Origin of the sequence: Marinobacter sp. CP1, assembly GCF_001266795.1 — a bacterium.
In the GTDB taxonomy this organism is placed as follows: Bacteria; Pseudomonadota; Gammaproteobacteria; order Pseudomonadales; family Oleiphilaceae; genus Marinobacter; species Marinobacter flavimaris.
This window is the reverse complement of record NZ_CP011929.1, coordinates 358,104-374,042: the sequence shown is the minus strand read 5'-3', so window position 1 is coordinate 374,042 and position 15,939 is coordinate 358,104. Positions and strand designations below refer to the sequence as shown.

Here is a 15,939-nt window from a genome sequence, read left to right as displayed (position 1 = left end):
GGTAGTACACGCCGGTCAAATGCTGCTCTTGATAGCCCGGGAGGTTTTGGAATGCCGATCCAGACGCGCCGCGATGATGACGGTCAGACTCTTGTTATCAGGATAGAGGGGCGTTTCGACTTCAGCACCCATCAGGCGTTCCGTGATGCTTACGAGCACGGTGATCCGCACATCCGGAATTACATTGTGGATCTGTCTGACACCACCTACCTCGATAGCTCGGCGCTGGGAATGCTGTTGTTGCTCCGTGATTATGCCGGAGGTGACAGTGCCGGAATCGTCATCGAAAACTGCAATAACGATGTCCGTCGTATCCTTTCAATCTCCAATTTCGAGCAACTTTTCAATATCCGCTGATGCTCGCGGACTGCCGGAGTACTCATGGATGATTCCGTTGCAGAACATAGCCGTCCCCTGAGAATACTGATCGCTGACGATTCAGACAGCGATCGCCTGATCCTCAAAACACTGCTGAAGCGACTGGGGCACGAAGTCCTTGATGTTGCAAACGGACTGGACGCGGTCTCTGTTTTCCAGCGGGAGGCGCCGGATCTGGTGCTGCTGGACGCCCTGATGCCTGTCATGGATGGCATGGAAGCGGCCCGTCAGATCAAGCTCCTGGCTGGCGAACGGCTGGTCCCCCTGATTTTCCTGACCTCCCTGTCTGAAGCCGGTGCCCTGGCCCGATGTCTGGAGGCCGGTGGCGATGACTTCCTGGGAAAGCCCTATAACCGGATCATCATTGAAGCCAAGATCAAGGCTTTCAACCGAATGCGATTGATGCACCGGACCCTCTCGGATCAGCGGGATCTCATTCGTGAGCGCAACCGACAACTTACCGAAGAGCAGGAAATCGCCAAACGGGTCTTCGATAACGTGGCTCATTCCGGCTGCCTGGATGCCTCCAATATTCGTTATCACGCTTCGCCCCTGTCCATTTTCAATGGTGATGTGTTGTTTGCCTCGCCCCGGCCGGCGGGCGGGATGCTGATCTTCATGGGGGATTTCACCGGCCATGGTCTGCCGGCTGCCATCGGCGCCATGCCTGTAGCCGAGATCTTCTACGGCATGGCCAATAAGGGTTTTAACGGCCAGGACGTGTTGCGCGAGATCAACCAGAAACTCAAACGGATTCTGCCGACGGGCATGTTCTGCTGTGGCGCCATGATTGAGGCGGATTTCAAACTTAATCAGTTGCAGATCTGGAACGGCGGTCTGCCGGATGGCTGGCTGATCCGGACCACCGGAGAACTCCTGGCATTGCCATCGCGGCATCTTCCCCTCGGTATCCTTGCACCAGATCAGTTCAATGCCGATTTCGAGAGGGTTGGTGCCGCCCCTGGCGACAGAGTGCTGATGATGACCGACGGCTTTCTGGAATCTGCCGACAGCGCCGGCAACGTGTTCGGTGAGCAGGGCGTTACCGGCACGCTTGACCGGCTGGACGATGGGGACCATCCGTTCGATGCCATGATGTCCGCGGTTCACCGGTTCACCGGCAACTTTGAGGATGGCGATGACCTGACGCTCTGTTGTCTGGAAATGATGGACGAGGCGGGGCTGGCTACCCTGCCAGATCGTGCCGCACCGTCTGCTCTTGCCGGGCCGGCGGAATGGCGCTGCAGCTATGAAATCCGGGAAAGGACCCTCGGAGAGTTCAGTCCCCTGCCTCTGTTGCTTCATATCTGTATGGAGGTGCCGGGTCTTCGACGGAAGAGCGGCGAAATCTATACCCTGCTGGCGGAACTCTACAACAACGCGCTGGAGCACGGTGTTCTGGAACTCCCGTCAGAATGGAAGCACTCACCGGAGGGCTTTGGCCGCTACTACGCGGAGCGCAATCGGCGCCTGGCCAACGTGGAGGGTCACTACATCCGGTTCACACTGCACCATTCCCTGAAACCGGATGGAGGTCGGCTTCGTGTTATCTGTGAGGACAGCGGCCAAGGGTTTGATTTTCACAATCATCCCAGCGTGGCCCCCGGTAATTCCCCAACCATGAGCGGGCGCTATGCAGGGCGGGGCCTGCTGCTGTTGAAACGTCTGGCGGAGACCATCAGGTTTCATGAACAGGGCAATCATGTTGAAATTGTCTACGATTGGCAGTTCGCCCGTACAGCGGAGAATCGAGATGACTGATAAACCACACCTGGACGAGGAGGCACTGGCTGAGCTTCGAGACGTCATGGAGGACGAATTCGAAGTGCTGATACAGACCTATGTTGCAGATTCCCGCGACAGGATTCGGGGATTGCAAGAAGCCCTGAGGGCTGACGATAGTGACGCCTTTGCCAAGACGGCCCATAGCTTCAAGGGCAGTTGTATCAATATTGGCGCCCCACGACTTGGCGATCTCTGCCTGAGGGCGGAAATCGCAGGAAAGGAATCCCGGCTGGACGATGCCTCGGGATTACTGGATGACATCGCCCGGGAATTCGAACAGGTAATCGCAGGCCTGGATGGCTTGATGGTGGGGTGAATCAGGTCTATTCAGGCCGTTTGTCAGGCGAAGCAGGTGTGCGCTGGCATCACAATTGCTTTGTCCTTCGCATTGAGTGGATTAACCGCCCATGCACCGGCCAAGTCCGGCAAGGTGAGGGCGACAATGCGATAAAAGCGGCAAGAGGTTGCCATGGCCCAGATGGTTCTTCCCCAAACCCCCGCGCCCGGGACGCAACAAGATCCCGGCCCGTCAAAATCCGGAGCCAGCCGAGATCCGGCTGACAGGAAAAGCGATTTCGACTCTGTCTCCCAGGCTGAGCAAAAGCGGCTCGATCGCCAGAAGGCGGATCGGGCCGCTGAGGCCAGATCTGCCGATGAATCCCGGGCGGCCCGGGACACACCTTCAGAGACGAAAACGGAAGCAAACGCGAACGCTGATCCAAAGGGTGGCGAAAAAGCCAACGCTGCCACGGATGCTGAATCACAGGACGCGGACTGGGCCGCTGTAGCAGGTGATGGCAAATCAGAGCCGACGGCGCTTCCCCTTACCTTTGTCGAGTTGCAGTCCTGGCTGAATCCAAAAGCCGGAGGTGCCGGTGAGTCCGCCATGTCAGCTACAATGCCGGGAGTCGGCGTCAATGCTGCCAACGGTGTTTCGGGCCAAGCGAATTCCGTTGCCGGATTGTTCAGTGGCCTTCTCACAGGGGCCTCGGGTCAGAAAGCTCAGTCCGGATCCGGCGGTGTTTCCGGCGATGCGACACTGACAGATGTCATGAAGGCCTCAGTGCTCACCGACTCCGGCCGCAATGCGGATTCCGGCTCGTTGATCAATTCTGGCCGCTTCCAGTCCGCCATGGATCTGGTGTCCCAGCAAGCGGCCAATAATGCCAATGGGGCAGCAAAACTGACGGCCGAGAACGCTGCGCCATTACGAGGTTATGCTACGTCCATTGATGTGCCGGTAGGCCATGCAGAGTGGGGCGACAAACTGGTGGGCAAGCTCAGCTGGCTGACTGCCCGTAACATGTCGGTTGCCGAAATCCACCTGACACCACCGGACATGGGCCCCATGGAGGTCAAGGTCCGGGTGCAGAACGAGCAGGCGAGTATTACGGTCCATTCGGCCAATCCCGTGGTCCGTGACCAGCTTGAACTGCATTCCCACCGGCTCAGGGATATGCTGGGTGAGCAGGGAATGTCGTTGGCAGGCTTCGATGTTTCCGATTCGCCTCGCCAGCAGACCGGCGAGCAGGGCACCGGAAACGATAATGGCTCCGGTGGCGGTTCGGCATCGCTGGTCGCTGGCGATCAGGACGATGAAGGCATCAGCTCCGGCAGCCTTGATCTCAGCTGGAAAGGCGAAGTAGACATCTTCGCCTGATACCCTTCGATATTCTCTTCCAATCTCCTTTGCCCATCCTTCCCGGCAACGCTAAACTGCTGTTCTGAACGGGAAGGTTGGGTGTTCTGGCCCGCCCTTTGCATCCAATCCTGAAAAGTCGCGGAAAATTGCTCCCCGTGACGGATTTCTGGCAAAGCGAACATTATGGCTGAAAATAACGAATCTGAAGCGGCTCCTGCCAAGAAGGGAAAACTGAAACTGATCATCATGCTGGTTGTGGTGGTGATCCTGGCCATTGTGCTGTCTGTGGTGGGTACCCTGTGGTTCCTGGGCGGCGGTCTTCCGGGCATGGGGGAGGAAGAGGGTGACGCAACCGAGGTTGCAGAGGAAACCTTTATTCCCAGCAGCTACTACCAGATGGAAAAAGCCATCGTTACCACGGTTCAGGCTGAGGGTCGCCAACGCTACGCCCAGGCTTATCTGGCGCTGGAGTCCACCGATCCACAGGCGCTTGAAGCTGCCAAGCTGCACATGCCTCTCATTCGAAGCCAGCTGGTGACAGTCCTTGGTAGCAGTAACTTCAACGAGCTGCAGACGCCCGAGGGCCGCAGTGGCCTGGCCGAGCGGATGCTGACCACGGTGAATCAGGTTCTGGAGCAGGAAGGCGAGCCCGCCATCAAACGGGTGTTATTCAGAAATTTTGTCGTGCAATAGCGCACGGGCCAAGGTACTTCACGGGCAGGACTACGTATGCAGGACTTGTTGTCACAGGATGAAATCGATGCCCTCCTCCACGGGGTGGATGACGGTGACATTGATACCTATGAAGAGACTGACGATACCGGCATAAAGAACTACGACCTTGCCAGTCAGGACCGCATCGTTCGGGGCCGGATGCCGACCCTGGAGATGATCAACGAGCGCTTTGCCCGTTACACCCGGATCAGCCTGTTCAACCTGATGCGTCGCAACGCCGATGTCTCCACCGGAGGCGTCCAGATCATGAAATTCGGCGAGTATATCCACACCCTGTACGTGCCCACCAGCCTGAACCTGTGCAAAGTCCGCCCGTTGCGCGGCACTTCGCTGTTCGTGCTGGATGCCAAGCTGGTCTTCAAACTGGTGGACAACTTCTTCGGTGGGGAGGGGCGGCACGCCAAGATCGAGGGTCGCGAGTTCACCCCGACCGAGACCCGCATCGTGCAGATGGTTCTGGATCAGGTGTTCCACGATATGAAGGAAGCCTGGCACGCGGTCCTCAAGGTGGATTTCGAGTACCTGAGCTCAGAAGTGAACCCGGCCATGGCCAACATCGTCAGCCCCAGTGAGGTGGTCGTGGTCAGCACCTTCCACATTGAACTCGACGGCGGCGGCGGTGAGCTGCATTTTGCCTTGCCCTATTCCATGATCGAGCCCATCCGCGACGTGCTCGATGCCGGGGTTCAGAGTGATATTGACGATGTTGATGAGCGCTGGGTGAACGCGCTCCAGGAAGACATCAAAGAGGTCAACGTTCCGATCAACACGACGGTCTGTCGCCGTCGGATCTCGTTGCGGGACATCGCCAAGATGAAAGCCGGTGACATTATCCCGGTGGAGGTGCCCGAGCATTTGACGGTCACCGCCAACGGCATCCCCGTTTACAAGGCAACTCTGGGGACCCGTGACGGGAAACTGGCACTGCGGATTCATGAGCGGGCATCAAGGCCCAAGGTAAAGAAACAATTGAAGGTGGGAAACAATGGCTGACGACGACAAGAAAGACGAGCAGGAGCTCAGCGAAGACGAAAAGCTGGCTGCCGAGTGGGAAGCCGCCATGGAAGAGTCCGGTGATGAGGGCGAACGCGAGGACGAGTGGGCCGCTGCGATGGCAGAGGCCGGCGAGGCCGAGGATGATGTTCAGGCTGCCCCCATGGAGGAGTTTGAAACCGGAAGCGAACCCACGAAAGGGGGAGGCCCGGCTCCGGATATCGACGTTATTCTCGATATTCCGGTCACCATTTCCATGGAAGTGGGCAACACTGAGATTCCGATAAGGAACCTGCTGCAGCTCAACCAGGGCTCGGTTATCGAGCTTGACCGGCTGGCGGGCGAGCCGCTGGACGTGCTGGTAAACGGTACCCTGATCGCCCATGGCGAGGTGGTCATGGTGAATGAAAAGTTCGGCATCCGTCTCACCGATGTGATCAGCCCGGGCGAACGTATCAAGCGGTTGCAGAAGTAACATGTGGTCCAGAGTGACTGCGGCACTGGCGCTGCTTGTGATCAATCCGGTTGTTGCCCAGGAAACGGCAAAGACTGCTGCGCCTGATTCGCCGGTGCGAGCCCCGGATACCCTCGGAACCATTCTCAGCCTGGGGCTGGGTCTGGTGGCCGTGGTTGCCGTGATCTATGGCTGCGCCTGGATCATCCGCCGGATGAACGGCATGACCGGCATGAACAGTAACGCCATCAAGGTGGTGTCGGTGATGGCCATTGGAGCTCGCGAGCGTATTGCCCTGATTGAGGTGGGCGGCCAACAGATCCTGTTGGGTATTACCCCATCGGCGATCCGGACTCTGCATGTGTTTGACGAGCCGGTTGTCGAGGCCGGGAGCGCCGGTTCCGGTGATTTTGCCCGTCGCCTGCAGGGCATGATCGGCAAATCCTGGACCTCCCCGACAAGGAATGATTAGGCCCATGCTTGACGCAACCATCAAGCGACTGCTTCCACCCCTGATTGTTTTGGCCGGCATGGCCTGGGCACCTCTGGCCCTGGCCCAGGAGCCGTCGGGCATCCCGGGTATACCGGCGTTTACCGTAACGCCCGGAGAAGGCGAAGGCGCGCAGGAATACTCGGTAACCCTGCAGATCCTGGCGCTGATGACTGCGCTCACCTTCCTGCCGGCGATGCTCATGATGATGACCTCGTTTACCCGAATCATCGTTGTGTTTGCGATCCTGCGTCAGGCCATCGGCCTGCAGTCCACGCCCTCGAACCAGATTCTTCTGGGGCTGGCCCTGTTTCTGAGTATCTTCATCATGAAACCGGTGCTGGAGGAGGCCAATCGCGTCGCCTTGCAACCCTACATGCAGGAAGAGGTGACCTCCCTGGAGGCGGTTGAGCTTGCCAGCCAGCCGTTCCGGAAATTCATGCTGGAACAGACCCGCGAGAGTGATCTGGCCCTGTTCATGCGGATCTCCGACACACAGTACGATACACCGCAGGACGTGTCCTTCTGGATACTGATGCCGGCATTCGTAACCAGTGAGCTCAAAACCGCGTTCCAGATCGGGTTTATCCTGTTCATCCCGTTCCTGATTATCGATATGGTGGTGGCCAGTGTTCTCATGGCCATGGGTATGCTGATGCTGTCGCCGATCATCATTTCCCTGCCGTTCAAGATCATGCTCTTTGTGCTGGTGGACGGCTGGGCCCTGGTCATGGGCACCCTGGCTGCCAGTTACGGAATATAGGAGGCCTTATGACTCCGGAAACGGTTATCGACATCCTGCGCGAAGCACTCTGGTTGATAGTCCTGCTGGCGTCCGTAATCATCGGACCGGGTCTGATTATCGGTCTGGTTGTCAGCACCTTCCAGGCGGCGACCCAGATAAACGAGCAGACCCTGAGCTTCCTGCCACGCCTGCTGGTCACGCTTGTCGTTATCATCGTCTGGGGACCCTGGATGCTGACCCAACTGCTGGACCATGCCAACCGCCTGATCTCCAGCATCCCTTACCTGATCGGCTGACGGATGATACCGGCGGAAATCAGCGCGGACGTTATCGGCCAATGGGTCGGCCAGCACCTCTGGCCGCTGTTCCGCCTGGCCAGCTTCCTGATGGTGATCCCCATTTTCGGTGCCCAGCTGGTGCCGGCCCGGATCCGTCTCGGGCTGGCCTTGCTGATGACCATACTCATCGCGCCCATGATACCGCCCGTTCCTCAGGTGGAAGCCCTGAGCGCCGATGCCGTGGTCATTACCCTGCAGCAGATACTCATCGGCGTCGGCATGGGCTTTGCGCTGACCGCACTCTGGCAGTTGTTCGTGATTGCCGGCCAGATGATCGCCATGCAGATGGGGCTGGGCTTTGCCTCAATGGTCGATCCGGCCAACGGTGTGAACGTGCCCGTACTGTCCCAGATCTACACCATCACCATCACCCTGTTGTTCCTGGCCATGAACGGACACCTTGTTGCCTTCGAAGTCTTTATCGAAAGCTTCCGGACCCTGCCTATCGGCATGGAAGGCCTGGGCCAGAACGGCGTCTGGGAACTGGCCCACCGGATCAGCTGGATGTTTGCCTCCGCCATGCTCCTGGCGTTGCCGGCGGTTACCGCCGTGCTGATCGTCAACATCTCCTTCGGCGTGATGACCCGTGCGGCACCGCAGATGAACATCTTCGCCCTCGGTTTCCCGATTGGCCTGATTTTTGGATTGTTTGCCATATGGGTGCTGCACGCCAATTTTCTGCCGCACTTCGATCAGTACGCCCGGGAAACCTTTGATTTCATGCGGGGACTGCAGGGGCAGCCGTAAAGACTCATGGCCGAAGAAGACGACAACAGTCAGGAAAAAACGGAAGAGGCCACCCCCCGAAGGCTCGAAAAGGCCAAGGAGGAGGGCCAGACTGCGCGCTCAAAAGAGCTGGCCACCATGGCCGTCCTCCTGGCAGGCGCCGGCGGCATGCTGATGTTCGGCGCCAGCCTGGGAGCCTCGTTGGAGGCGATCATGCGAGATAGCTTCGTTATCGAACGCTCCGCCATCTTCGACATGCGCCACATGAGCGTGCAGCTCATTGAATCCTCCAAGGAAGCGGCCTGGGCTCTCTCTCCCATTCTGGTATTACTGCTGATCGCCGCTATCTTCGGCTCCATCGGCATCGGCGGCCTTCTGATCAGCGGCAAAGCCGTGGCCCCGAAACTCAATCGCATGGACCCCATCAAGGGCCTCGGGCGCATGTTCTCAATGCGCTCCCTTATCGAGCTGGTAAAGGCCATTGCCAAGGTCGGTCTGGTAATGGCCTTGGCCATTCTGATCCTCGATCTGCGCACGGAAGACTTGTTGGCCATTGCCGAGGAGCCGGTGGTGCCGGCCATGGAACATGTACTCTGGACCATCGCCTGGAGCTTTTTCCTGCTTTCCTGCGCCACCATCATCATCGCGGCGATCGACGTACCCTTCCAGATCTACGATCACCAGAAAAAACTGCGCATGACCAAGCAGGAGGTGAAAGACGAATACAAGGACACCGAGGGCAAACCCGAGGTCAAAGGCAAGATCCGCCAACTCCAGCGTGAAATGGCCCAGCGCCGCATGATGCAGGACGTGCCTACGGCAGATGTGGTGATCACTAACCCGACCCATTACGCCGTTGCCCTGAAATACGATCAGAAGGCGATGGCCGCGCCGATAGTGGTGGCCAAGGGCGCCGATGAGGTAGCCTTCAAGATCATGGAAATTGCCCGTGAGAACAAAGTCGAGATTCTGAGAACGCCGCCGCTGACCCGGGCGGTGTACCACAACACCGACATCGGCGAGGAGATTCCCGATGGCCTCTACATGGCCATTGCCCAGGTGCTCGCCTATGTGTTCCAGCTGCGTCAGTTCCGCAAGGGGCGTGGGCCTAAGCCCGGTATGCCTGATTTCCCGATTCCCTCGGACTTGCGGCGCGACGTCTAGTTTGGAGTTGGGTTCCTTTTGGTAGCCTGCGGGTTTGGGAGTTAGCGCGGTTGTGGGTGGCCTTTTCAGGACACGCTACGAGCACATCCATGTGCGCTTGACTGTGGCCATCCATGGCCACAGACAGTCCTTAAAAGGCCACCCACAACCACTTATCAACCCCCCCCCTCGATATCGCTGAAAAATACTCATCCAACTCACGATCTTTTGGCGGATTCCCGTCAGGTTTGCGAGGTTTGTGGGGCTGCCTCCCAAAAATGTCGGCGGCCATGGATGGCCGACGCCAAGCGCACATGGATGTGCTCGTAGCGGTTTTTGGGAGGCAGCCCCACAAACCTCTTCCCGCTAAATCATCAGGCTGGGGCAGGAGTGGAAGGCGAGATCAGCAACCAGCCTCGATAACCCGAACCATCGGCTCCCCGCGGCTTTCCGGAATCGGCAGTATCCCATACGAGGCCCGCGGGTCATGGACCGTGGTCGAGGTAAAGCCGCAGGACAGGAAGTGCTTGCGGGCCTGCTCGTCGGTCTGGAAGTGGAACGGTACCTCGCTACGGGTAACGGCCCCGAGGACGCCACCGAGCACTTTGAGGGTAGTGTTCAGCACCGGCTGGCGGGGTTGGTAGTAGCTTTCGGAGAGGTAAACCGAGCCCGGGCGTTTGGCCATGGCGGCGGCCAGTCGGCCGGTGGCCATCAGGCGGAGGGCCTTGCGGGCGGCCATGTCGGGCAGATCGGCTTCGACCATGTGGAGCAGAGGGTGTTTCTGCCGTAACCGAATGCCGCGGGGGGGCATGCCGGAGCTGTCAGTCGGCTTTCTGCTCATAGACGGCTTTACCCCATGCCTCGCGGCTGCCGGGCAGTATCAGGTTCAGGATGATGGCAGCCACCGCACAGAGCGCGATGCCTTCGAGATGCCCGAGCACCATGCCGCCAATACCGAACACCAGGGTAACGCCCACGATAACCAGGTTGCGAGACTGCGAAAGATCTACCTGGTGGCGGATCAGTGTGTTCAGGCCAACGACGGCAATGGAACCGAACAGCAGGCAGAGGATGCCGCCCATGACGGGCACCGGGATGGTTTGCAGTGCTGCGCCGAACTTGCCAACGAAAGCCAGAACAATGGCGATGCAGGCAGCCCACCACATGACCTTGGGGTTGAAGTTCTTGGTGAGCATAACGGCGCCGGTGACTTCCGAGTAGGTGGTGTTGGGCGGTCCTCCAAGCATGGAGGCGGCGCTGGTGGCCAGGCCGTCACCCAGCAGGGTGCGGTGCAGGCCCGGTTTTTCCAGGTAGTTCTTTCGGGTCACGTTGCCGATGGCCAGCACGTCACCGATGTGTTCGATGGCCGGCGCAATGGCGACCGGGATCATGAACAGCACGGCGCCCCAGCTGAACTCCGGCGCAACAAAGTTGGGAACGGCGAACCAGGCGGCTTCCCGGATTGGCGTGGTATCCACGATACCGGCAAACGCGGAGAGGATGTAGCCGGTTATAACGCCGAACATGATCGGAATCAGCCGGAAAATGCCTTTCGACCAGACCGACATGATGATGGTCACGGCCAGAGAGATCATGGCGATCCAGATGGCGGTGTCGTAGGGGATCAACTGAGTGGCGCCGTCACCGGTGCGACCCGAGGCCATGTGAACCGCAACCGGTGCCAGGCCGAGGCCGATGGTCATGATCACCGGGCCGATGACCACGGGCGGCAGCAAGCGACGGACAAAACCGGTGCCCCGCAGGCGTACCAGGCCACTCAGGAAAATGTAGAGAATACCCGCGGCCATCAGCCCGCCGAGGGTTTCTTCCATGCCAAACCGGCCTTTGGAGGCAATCACCGGGGCAATGAAGGCGAAGGACGAGGCCAGGAAGATCGGGATCTGGCCGCCGGTGACTATGTGGAAAATCAGGGTGCCCAGACCGGCGGTAAACAGCGCCACGTTGGGATCCAGTCCGGTAATCAGGGGCATCAGAACCAGTGCGCCGAACGCCACCAGCAGCATCTGGGAGCCAGCAATGGCCTGTTTCCAGACCGGGTCGTTGGTATGGTCCTGCATTCTTAAACGTCCTTTTGCTTGGTGCCGAAGATTTTGTCGCCGGCATCGCCGAGACCCGGAAGGATGTAGCCTTTGTCGTTGAGGCGCTCATCAACGGAGGCGGTGTAGATAGATACGTCCGGATGTTTCTCCAGAACCTTTTCAACGCCTTCGGGCGCGGCGACCAGAACCAGGGCCCGGATCTCGGTGCTGCCAGCCTTCTTGAGCAGGTCAATGGTGGAGATCATTGAGCCGCCGGTGGCGAGCATCGGATCGACAATCATGGCCATACGCTGGTCCAGTTCGCCCACCAGCTTTTCAAGGTAGGTGCTGGCCTCGAGGGTTTCCTCGTTGCGGATCTGGCCGACAACACTGACTCGGGCCACCGGAATCAGGCTGAGGACACCGTCAAGCATGCCAAGGCCGGCCCGCAGGATCGGCACTATGGTGACCTTCTTGCCGTGAATCTGTTCCACGTTAACCGGCCCTGCCCAGCCTTCGATGGTCTTTTCCTGCAGATTGAAGTCTTTGGTGGCCTCGTAGGTCAGGAGTGCACCGACTTCCTGTGCCAGCTCCCGGAAATTCTTGGTGCTGATATCCGCACGGCGCATGATGCCGAGCTTGTGGCGGATCAGAGGGTGTTTTACCTCGTGGATTGGCATGGGGTCACCTGTGTGTCTGGTTGGAATTTTGGCGTCGCGATCAAATGGCGCAAGGATACCGCATCTGGCAAGGCGAGTCAGGCCGCAAATGGCTGCTTAACGGAAATCCCCTAAGGGGTGGTACGGATCTTGCGATAACCCTTCCAAACGACGCTCCGGTGTCAGATTTTCGACCTTCAAAACGCCTGCAGGCACGGCCAATCGGAGAAGTATCCGGCATGGACAGAGCTTTAGTCCTCAATAACGTCAAAACCCTGACGCGGGGCAACCTGGGCATACCCATCATGCTGATGGGCTTGCTGGGCATGATGATTCTGCCCATGCCGGCGTTCCTCCTGGACGTGTTCTTTACTTTCAACATCACCCTGTCCATTGTCATTCTGCTGGTGTGTGTCTACGCCCTGCGGCCGATGGAGTTTGCGTCCTTCCCGACAGTCCTGCTGGTAGCCACACTTTTGCGTCTCGCCCTGAACGTGGCGTCCACCCGGATTGTTCTGCTGAACGGCCACGAAGGCGGCGATGCCGCCGGTAAAGTGATCGAATCCTTCGGCGCCGTTCTGATCGGCGGCAATTACGCCGTGGGTCTGGTGGTGTTTGCGATCCTGATGATCATCAACTTCCTGGTCGTGACCAAGGGTGCCGGCCGGGTCTCCGAGGTGAGCGCCCGTTTCACGCTGGATGCCATGCCAGGCAAGCAGATGGCGATTGATGCGGACCTGAACGCCGGCCTGATCAATCAGGATGAGGCCAAGCATCGACGTGCCGAAATCGCCCAGGAAGCGGATTTCTACGGCTCCATGGACGGTGCGTCCAAGTTTGTGAAGGGCGACGCCATTGCCGGCCTGCTGATTCTTGCGATCAACATCATTGGCGGTATTGCCATTGGTATGCTGCAGCACGGCCTGGATTTCGGGCTGGCCATGGAGCGATATGCGCTGCTGACCATTGGCGACGGCCTGGTGGCACAGATTCCCTCGCTGCTGCTGTCCACGTCTGCTGCAATCATGGTAACGCGGGTTACCTCCAGCCAGGACATGGGCGGCCAGATCCTCCAGCAAATGTTCAGTGCGCCCAAGGCGCTGTCCATTGCCGCCGCTATCCTGATCATTCTCGGTCTGATTCCCGGAATGCCCCACGTGGCCTTCCTGGGTCTGGGTGCACTGGCCGCCGGCGCTGCCTGGTATATCTGGAAGCACCAGAGACAGACCGTCGAAGAAGATGGCGCATTCCCGGCTAGGGGCGCGGGCGGGGCGGCTCCACGGCCGGCGGGTCGTGATCTGCCTCCAGGCGGTGATGCTGGCGGCGATCAGGGGCGTCAACTACCGGCCCCCGGAGAGACCAAGGAGCTGGGTTGGGACGATGTGTCCACTGTCGATATTGTCGGTCTGGAAGTGGGTTACCGGTTGATCCCGCTGGTGGACAAGTCACAGGGTGGCCAGTTGCTCAGTCGTATCAAGGGCGTTCGTAAAAAGCTGTCCCAGGATCTCGGCTTCCTGATGCCCTCGGTCCACATTCGAGACAACCTCGATCTGATGCCCAATGTCTACCGCATCACCCTGATGGGCGTGACCATTGCCGAAGCGGAAATCCATCCGGACCGCGAACTGGCCATCGACCCCGGTCAGGTATTCGGAAAGATAGAAGGCATTGAAGGCAAGGATCCGGCGTTCGGTCTGGACGCCAGCTGGATTGAGCCAGACAAGAAAGACCAGGCCCAGACGCTCGGCTATACCGTGGTCGATGCCAGTACGGTGGTCGCGACCCACCTTAACCAGGTACTGCAGAAACACGCCCACGAGCTGCTGGGCCATGAGGAAGTCCAGAAATGGCTGGATCAGCTTGAAAAGATTTCTCCGAAGCTGGCCGAGGAACTGGTACCCACCACCGTATCCATCAGTCTGCTGCTGAAAGTGCTGCAGAACCTCCTGAAGGAAGAAGTGCCGATCCGAGACATGCGGTCCATTGCCGAGGCCATCGTGAACGTGCATCCGAAGAGTCAGGATCCGAAGCTGTTGACCACCGTTGCGCGGCAGTCCCTGCGCCGGATGATTGTCCAGAGTATCTGCGGCAACGAATCGGAGATACCGGTGATCACCCTGGATCCGGATCTGGAACAGTTATTGCTGAAGTCTGTTCAACAGAGTCAACAATCCGGCGGACAGGAAGATATTGGCCTGGTCCTGGAGCCGAATATGGTTGAAAAACTCCAGCGCTCGCTTCAGGAGAGCGTCCAGCGTCAGGAGATGCTCGGCAAGCCAGCCATTCTGCTGGTGTCCGGGCCCCTGAGGCCGGTGCTGGCGAAGTTCGCCAGCTACGGGGTAGAGCGGCTCCATGTGCTCTCGTACCAGGAAATTCCGGATAACAAACAGATTACGATCGTGGCGTCCGTTGGCCAGTAACGGCGCGGATGACAGAGCGGACAGCGCCGGCACGGCGTTGCCGGTGGAGGAAGAGGCATCATGAAAGTAAAACGGTTTTTTGCTCAGACCATGGCCGAGGCGCTCAAGCAGGTCAGTGAACAGATGGGGCCGGACGCCGTGATCCTTTCCAATCGTCGGGTCGACGGCGGTGTCGAAATTGTGACGGCGCTGGACTATGACGAGAATATGGCGCGCCAGCGACTGGGCAACCAGGCAGAAGAAGCCACCAACGGGTCCCGCTTGGCCGAGATGCAGGCCGACCAGCACAGGCGTCTTGAGGACGAGCTGAGCCGGTCCCGGGACCGCATCCGTGAAGTACGGGAAAAGCGGGCATCGCAGGGCGCGAGCTACGCCGGTTCGTTCGCTGCCATTCAGGAAGAGGTGAGCGGTGGTTTTGGTGATATTGAACCTCTGCCACAGGCGCCGAGGGAAGCCTATTCCGATGAGCTGGCGCAGATGCGGGCCGAGATCAGCTCGCTCAAAGACATGATGCAGGGCCATCGGCCGCAACAGGAGCCGGAGGTTTCTGCGACCACCGCCGTGCAGCAGAGGCTTGCCGAGCGCTTGCAGGAGTTCGGCCTCGGCAGTGATCTGGCGGGGTCAATTTCCCGTCGTCACAAGGCGGGGCGCCTGGAAGACGGTTGGAAGCAGTCCCTGAAAATGCTGTGTACCGGGGTTCGGACCTCCCGAATGGAGTGGCTGGATGAGGGCGGCGCCTATGCGTTGGTGGGTCCGACAGGGTCCGGGAAAACCACCACCATCGGAAAACTCGCCGCTCGTTACGTGCTCAAGCATGGCTCCGATTCCGTGGCCCTGGTTACCACGGATCGCTATCGGGTGGCGGCGCACGAGCAGTTATTCGTGTTCGGTCGGATCCTGAATGTGCCGGTTCGGGTCGTGGATGAAAGTCACAGTCTGGACGATATTCTGGACGAACTGTCAGACCGTCATCTGGTGCTGATTGATACCGCCGGACTGACCAGTGCGGACAAAGGCTACCAGGAACAGCTGGCCGAACTGGCTCGCAGCCATCACAATATCAAAACCCATCTGGTGGTCTCGGCAACCAGTCAGCCTCGCATCATGAAATCCGTGTGGCATTGCTATAAGATGGCAAATCTTGCGGGCTGTGTGATGACCAAAATCGACGAGGCCCTGACGCTGGGCGAGTCTCTCGGGTTTGTGATGGAAACCGGTCTGCCGGTAGCCTATTACACAGACGGCCAGAAGATTCCTGAAGACCTGCACCACGCAGAAGCCGTTCCGCTGGTGCGGTTGGCCGTGGATCGGCTGAAAACACTCCAGCAACAGCAAGCGGTCGCAGAGGGCCTGAAAGAGCACGCCTGAGACCGGACAGATTGACAGCAGGCG

General features: G+C 59.0%; 17 protein-coding genes. 14 read left to right on the top strand and 3 right to left on the bottom strand.

The window, feature by feature from the left end; all coding sequences use genetic code 11:
• Nucleotides 1-51: 51 nt before the first annotated feature.
• The 12 genes from ACP86_RS01740 to flhB all read left to right on the top strand — a co-directional run bounded on the left by ACP86_RS01740 (nt 52) and on the right by flhB (nt 9,450).
• A complete protein-coding gene (locus tag ACP86_RS01740) occupies nt 52-357 on the top strand; it encodes an STAS domain-containing protein (protein ID WP_053112487.1) in 306 nt (101 codons plus the stop codon).
• 24 nt (nt 358-381) lie between these two features.
• Nucleotides 382-2,139, top strand: a complete 1,758-nt coding sequence (locus ACP86_RS01735; protein ID WP_008173067.1) for a PP2C family protein-serine/threonine phosphatase — start codon at nt 382-384, stop codon at nt 2,137-2,139.
• On the top strand, nt 2,132-2,479 hold the full coding sequence (locus ACP86_RS01730) for an Hpt domain-containing protein (protein WP_008173068.1): 348 nt from the start codon (nt 2,132-2,134) through the stop codon (nt 2,477-2,479). The genes ACP86_RS01735 and ACP86_RS01730 overlap by 8 nt, the downstream gene beginning before the upstream one ends.
• Before the next feature lie 153 nt (nt 2,480-2,632).
• Nucleotides 2,633-3,823 carry a flagellar hook-length control protein FliK gene (locus ACP86_RS01725; RefSeq protein ID WP_008173069.1) on the top strand — a complete coding sequence of 397 codons (1,191 nt, stop codon included), beginning with the start codon at nt 2,633-2,635 and terminating at the stop codon, nt 3,821-3,823.
• A 165-nt stretch (nt 3,824-3,988) separates the two neighbouring features.
• Nucleotides 3,989-4,498 carry a flagellar basal body-associated protein FliL gene (gene fliL / locus ACP86_RS01720; protein WP_008173070.1) on the top strand — a complete coding sequence of 170 codons (510 nt, stop codon included), beginning with the start codon at nt 3,989-3,991 and terminating at the stop codon, nt 4,496-4,498.
• A gap of 36 nt (nt 4,499-4,534) precedes the next feature.
• Nucleotides 4,535-5,533, top strand: coding sequence for a flagellar motor switch protein FliM (gene fliM, locus ACP86_RS01715; protein WP_053112485.1), 999 nt, complete (start codon nt 4,535-4,537; stop codon nt 5,531-5,533).
• Complete coding sequence (gene fliN, locus ACP86_RS01710) at nt 5,526-6,008, top strand: flagellar motor switch protein FliN (protein ID WP_053112483.1); 483 nt, start codon at nt 5,526-5,528, stop codon at nt 6,006-6,008. The genes fliM and fliN overlap by 8 nt, the downstream gene beginning before the upstream one ends.
• Before the next feature lies 1 nt (nt 6,009).
• Nucleotides 6,010-6,459 (top strand): flagellar biosynthetic protein FliO, encoded by a 450-nt coding sequence (fliO, locus tag ACP86_RS01705; protein ID WP_053112482.1) that lies wholly within the window; start codon nt 6,010-6,012, stop codon nt 6,457-6,459.
• A gap of 4 nt (nt 6,460-6,463) precedes the next feature.
• Nucleotides 6,464-7,240 carry a flagellar type III secretion system pore protein FliP gene (gene fliP, locus ACP86_RS01700; protein ID WP_053112480.1) on the top strand — a complete coding sequence of 259 codons (777 nt, stop codon included), beginning with the start codon at nt 6,464-6,466 and terminating at the stop codon, nt 7,238-7,240.
• Between the two features lie 8 nt (nt 7,241-7,248).
• Complete coding sequence (gene fliQ / locus ACP86_RS01695) at nt 7,249-7,518, top strand: flagellar biosynthesis protein FliQ (protein ID WP_053112477.1); 270 nt, start codon at nt 7,249-7,251, stop codon at nt 7,516-7,518.
• A 3-nt stretch (nt 7,519-7,521) separates the two neighbouring features.
• The gene (gene fliR / locus ACP86_RS01690) at nt 7,522-8,307 is read left to right on the top strand and encodes a flagellar biosynthetic protein FliR (protein ID WP_053112476.1); all 786 of its coding nucleotides are present in this window, start codon (nt 7,522-7,524) and stop codon (nt 8,305-8,307) included.
• Nucleotides 8,308-8,313: 6 nt separating this feature from the next.
• A complete protein-coding gene (gene flhB, locus ACP86_RS01685; RefSeq protein WP_053112474.1) occupies nt 8,314-9,450 on the top strand; it encodes a flagellar biosynthesis protein FlhB in 1,137 nt (378 codons plus the stop codon).
• A 382-nt stretch (nt 9,451-9,832) separates the two neighbouring features.
• On the opposite strand, the gene ACP86_RS01680 is transcribed toward flhB, so the two are convergent.
• The 3 genes from ACP86_RS01680 to upp are packed head-to-tail and all read right to left on the bottom strand — an operon-like array spanning nt 9,833 to nt 12,148.
• Complete coding sequence (locus tag ACP86_RS01680; RefSeq protein ID WP_053112472.1) at nt 9,833-10,270, bottom strand: hypothetical protein; 438 nt, start codon at nt 10,268-10,270, stop codon at nt 9,833-9,835.
• The gene (locus tag ACP86_RS01675; RefSeq protein WP_053112470.1) at nt 10,251-11,507 is read right to left on the bottom strand and encodes a uracil-xanthine permease family protein; all 1,257 of its coding nucleotides are present in this window, start codon (nt 11,505-11,507) and stop codon (nt 10,251-10,253) included. Before ACP86_RS01675 ends, ACP86_RS01680 begins: the two co-directional genes overlap by 20 nt.
• Before the next feature lie 2 nt (nt 11,508-11,509).
• Nucleotides 11,510-12,148, bottom strand: a complete 639-nt coding sequence (upp, locus tag ACP86_RS01670) for a uracil phosphoribosyltransferase (RefSeq protein ID WP_008173081.1) — start codon at nt 12,146-12,148, stop codon at nt 11,510-11,512.
• Between the two features lie 218 nt (nt 12,149-12,366).
• Between upp and flhA the strand changes: the two genes are divergently transcribed.
• Both flhA and flhF read left to right on the top strand, forming a co-directional pair.
• Nucleotides 12,367-14,547 carry a flagellar biosynthesis protein FlhA gene (flhA, locus tag ACP86_RS01665; protein WP_053112468.1) on the top strand — a complete coding sequence of 727 codons (2,181 nt, stop codon included), beginning with the start codon at nt 12,367-12,369 and terminating at the stop codon, nt 14,545-14,547.
• 60 nt (nt 14,548-14,607) lie between these two features.
• Nucleotides 14,608-15,915, top strand: a complete 1,308-nt coding sequence (gene flhF / locus ACP86_RS01660; RefSeq protein WP_053112466.1) for a flagellar biosynthesis protein FlhF — start codon at nt 14,608-14,610, stop codon at nt 15,913-15,915.
• Nucleotides 15,916-15,939: the final 24 nt, after the last annotated feature.